This window comes from Cyanobium sp. LEGE 06143, assembly GCF_015207535.1.
Lineage (GTDB): Bacteria > Cyanobacteriota > Cyanobacteriia > PCC-6307 > Cyanobiaceae > NIES-981.
This window is the reverse complement of the sequence record NZ_JADEWP010000219.1, coordinates 1-3,664: the sequence shown is the minus strand read 5'-3', so window position 1 is coordinate 3,664 and position 3,664 is coordinate 1. Positions and strand designations below refer to the sequence as shown.

Genomic DNA, 3,664 nt, shown 5'->3' with positions numbered 1-3,664 from the left:
CCTCCACATCACGGCGCACCGACTCGGGCAACTGGTCGGGACAGACCTCAGCAGCCCCCAGCACAGCCGAGTTGATCGAGCCCCGGCGCAGCTCATCAAGGCTGAGGGGCTGACCGCCCAGCTGCTCAATGGCACTGTCGTGCTCACCCCGGATCACCCGGGCGATCGTCTCGCCGGCAATCACCACGGCCTTGTCGAAGGGCACCTCTGCCACCAGTGCCACGCAGACGTTGAGCGCCGCGATGCGGGTGTAGAGCAGCATGTCGGCCTCGGTGGCCGCAGCGGCCTGAAGCGGACGGGGCGAGGCCAGCAGCGCCAGCAGCGGCAGGGCCAGCAGCCCGGCGCGGCCCGATCGGCAACCCACAAGCAGCACGCACTGAGAATCAACCCATGCTGCATCACCGCTGCGGCCAGGGGCCTCAGATCTTCGGCGGCGTCTCAGCTCTGCAGCAGCTCCCCGGCCGGCTCCAGGTGCAGCTCATGGTGGTCTTCAGCGATCTCCAGGGCCCCATGACGCCAGGAGTAGATGGAGCGTGAGCGGTAGCGGTCCTGGTCCACGAGGCGAATGTGCTCGAGGATGGTCCAATCGCCATAGTGCGACGTGAAGATCAGCTCGTGCTCATCCACCTGCCGGATCTGGCTGGCGGCTGAACTCTGCTCCGCCGCACTCTCCTGCAGATAGCCACTGCTGCGCTGCAGCTGGTGGCCACAGAGCACGGCCTCCATGGTGCCGGTGCGGGGGTACTGGGGCTTGCGCTCAAAGAAATCGAACTCCTTCTCCGGCCACCAGGTGAAGCGGTAGGCCGCATCCCCATCCAGAGGCGAATCAAAGGCCTGCACCCGCAGCATCATCTCCACCAGCAGGGTTTCGCCATCCGCGAAGAAATACACCCGGCGCGACTTCCAGAGTCCGAGATTGCGGGCAAACCAACGCTTCAGGTTGCTGTCCAGCTGGATGCGGGGCGGCGGGGTGCTCGGCATGGGTTCGGTGGCTCCGGAGGAGGCTCTCCAGCAAGGGGGATGGCTGTGGCGTCCTGGGCACAGGGGCATCCTGGGCACGGACCTTGAACCCAGGAGGTGCCAACACGCGGCAGGCCCTGCCCTTGTCCTAGCCACGCTGAGCCGCCCCCGCCCAGACGCCATAACGTGGGAGCTGTGAACGAGGACTCCACGAGCACGGCCACGGGCGCGGGCACGACCACAGGCGCGAGCGCGGCCCAGGTCCCCCCCCAGGTGCTGAACCTGTTGCTCGTGGCCACCGGCCAGCAGCTGGCCAGTGCCGATCTGCGGGCCCTGCTGCAGGTGCTCAAACGCGACGATCTGGGCTTCGAGGTGAAGCTGGAGATCGCTGATCCGCGCCGGCAGCCGCARCTGCTGGAGCTGCACCGGCTGCTCGCCACCCCGGCCCTGGTGAAGCTCTCCCCCGCGCCCCGCCAGGTGTTTGCCGGCAGTCCGATCAGCCCGCGGCTGCAGAGCTGGCTGCCGCGCTGGCAGCAGCTGGCCGTGGTCAACGACCTCGGCATCAACCGCGGCAGCCTCGATCTCGAGGCCAGCCGCTCGCGGCGGGAGCTGCAACTGGAGGACCAGCTGCTGGTGATGCGCCAGGAGAACGAAACCCTGATCGAGCGCCTGGGCATCCAGGAACGGCTACTGCGGATGGTCGCCCATGAACTCCGCACCCCCCTCACCGCCGCCAAGCTGGCCCTGCAGAGCCACCAGCTCGGCCAGATCGATGAGCGCCGCTACCAGGAGGTGGTGCGCCGCCGTCTCGATGACATCGAGGCCCTCTCCAAGGATCTGCTGGAGGTGGGCACCACCCGCTGGGAGGCCCTGTTCAACCCCAAGCGCCTGAGCCTCGGCAAGCTGGCCGCCGAGGCCATCCTCGAACTCGAGAAGCTCTGGGTGGGCAAGGCGCTGCGGCTGATCACCGACATCCCGGCCGACCTGCCGGACGTCTACGGCGACGAGCGGCGGCTGCACCAGGTTCTGCTCAACCTGCTGGAAAACGCCTTCAAGTTCACCCCTTCGGGGGGGGAGGTGAGACTCACCCTGCTGCACCGCACCCAGCAGTGGCTGGAGGTGAGCGTGGGAGATAGCGGCCCTGGCATTCCCGCCGCCCAGCAGAAGCAGATCTTTCTCGACCGGGTGCGGTTGCCCCAGACCGCCGACACCACCTCCGGCTATGGCGTGGGCCTGTCGGTGTGCCGCCGCATCGCCGAGGTCCACGGCGGCCGCATCTGGGTGGTGTCGGAGCCGGGGGAGGGGGCCTGCTTCCACGTGAGCGTGCCGGTCTGGAGCGGGCAGGACCAACCTGCCTTGACGAAGGGTCACCCTGGCCCGTAGCTTCCTTCAATCAGCACTGCGGTTCAGAAACCGGTTCTGCCGTTGCTTCTGCTGTGGCCTCGCCCCCATCGTCTAGAGGCCTAGGACACCTCCCTTTCACGGAGGCGACAGGGGTTCGAATCCCCTTGGGGGTATTGATTCATGCTGCTGGGCAGCATGGAAGGTTGTGGGCTTGGGGATCGGAGTTTGAGCCGAGATGGTTCAACCCATCCCGTAGAACTACAGCCCTTGGTTTGGCTTTGGGCTGCTTCAAGTCTGTCCAGCTCAGGTATGGCTGCATCGATTCCAACCCGATCGGGAGAGACCGGATGGATCAGGGGGCCGGTTGATCACCCCAGGGGTGACTCGCTGATGCGTTACTCCCGGCTCTGAGCAGAACACTCAGTTGATGGCGGCCCGGCGCATCGCCTCCAGCTGGACGCCGCGCAGGTTGCTGGCCAGGTCCTTGCGCAGGCGCTGCTCGATCAAACCCAGCGGCATGCCGGGCCGGCCCTGCACGATCAGCTCGTAGAGCAGGCTGCTTTCCGGGATGCTGCGCCCGGATTCCTGGCCGATCCGCCAGACCCCCTCGAAGCGCCGGAAGTCGCCCTGGCGCATCGCAAAGCGCAGCTCGCCGGCTTCACGGTGTTCCACCAGCTCCAGTTCCACCTTGGCACTGAAGCGCAGGCCACAGAACTGCTGGGTGCCCACCTGCTCCAGGCAGACCCGGGTACCGCGGCGCCAGAGCTGGCGGGAGCTGGCCAGGTTCGGGATGAAGCTGCTGAGGTTGGGATAGTCCGTGAGCACGGCCCAGAGGCAGTCGGCATGGAGCGGCAACCGCAGCTGCACAGCCAGGCGGCGGGTGCCGTTGGCCAGATACTCCATCTCCTGCTGGATGGTGTCGAGGCGACAGCTGCCCGTGTCGGCGGAGCTGGTGGCAGGGGACCCGGTGGCTGAAGACATCGAACCACTCACCTCGGGTCCGGCAGCCACGGGAGTTGCGGCGAGAGGCGATGCCAGGCGCTGCGCCAATGGAGTCGGTGTGTGCTGCATCACAAACCTAAACGCAATCTCCTCAGATCGACGATCCGGTGTGTTTCCTATGATCAGCCGGATTTTTGCCAGGGCCCAGCCATCATGCGTGTTTCAACGGGCAGTGCCTCCCAGTCCGACAGCCGCATGGTGAGCGTGGTGGTCGAGGCGTTCGGCATCGGCCGCCAGCGCCAGGCCGAGCGTCGTTTCACCGTGCCCTTTGCCCAGCTCCAGACCATCTTCCAGACCATCGCCCGCCAGGGCGGACGGATCAAGGCGGTGGAGATGGCGGATGGGCTGTCTGCCGCCC

General features: G+C 66.7%; 5 protein-coding genes and 1 tRNA gene. 3 read left to right on the top strand and 3 right to left on the bottom strand.

Annotated features, from left to right (window positions below):
* Positions 1 to 373, bottom strand: a 373-nt coding sequence (locus IQ216_RS12540; protein ID WP_193815746.1) for a cAMP phosphodiesterase, incomplete at its 3' end; no start/stop codon positions are given.
* A 65-nt stretch (positions 374 to 438) separates the two neighbouring features.
* Positions 439 to 981 carry a hypothetical protein gene (locus tag IQ216_RS12535; RefSeq protein WP_193815745.1) on the bottom strand — a complete coding sequence of 181 codons (543 nt, stop codon included), beginning with the start codon at positions 979 to 981 and terminating at the stop codon, positions 439 to 441.
* A gap of 252 nt (positions 982 to 1,233) precedes the next feature.
* Between IQ216_RS12535 and IQ216_RS12530 the strand changes: the two genes are divergently transcribed.
* Both IQ216_RS12530 and IQ216_RS12525 read left to right on the top strand, forming a co-directional pair.
* Entirely contained in the window at positions 1,234 to 2,343 is a 1,110-nt protein-coding gene (locus tag IQ216_RS12530; RefSeq protein ID WP_370566745.1) for a histidine kinase, read from the top strand.
* A 61-nt stretch (positions 2,344 to 2,404) separates the two neighbouring features.
* Positions 2,405 to 2,477 (top strand) — tRNA-Glu (locus IQ216_RS12525).
* A gap of 247 nt (positions 2,478 to 2,724) precedes the next feature.
* On the opposite strand, the gene IQ216_RS12520 is transcribed toward IQ216_RS12525, so the two are convergent.
* A complete protein-coding gene (locus IQ216_RS12520; protein ID WP_193815744.1) occupies positions 2,725 to 3,285 on the bottom strand; it encodes an SRPBCC family protein in 561 nt (186 codons plus the stop codon).
* 174 nt (positions 3,286 to 3,459) lie between these two features.
* Between IQ216_RS12520 and IQ216_RS12515 the strand changes: the two genes are divergently transcribed.
* On the top strand, positions 3,460 to 3,664 hold a 205-nt coding region (locus IQ216_RS12515), incomplete at its 3' end, for a phycobilisome linker polypeptide (protein ID WP_304523987.1).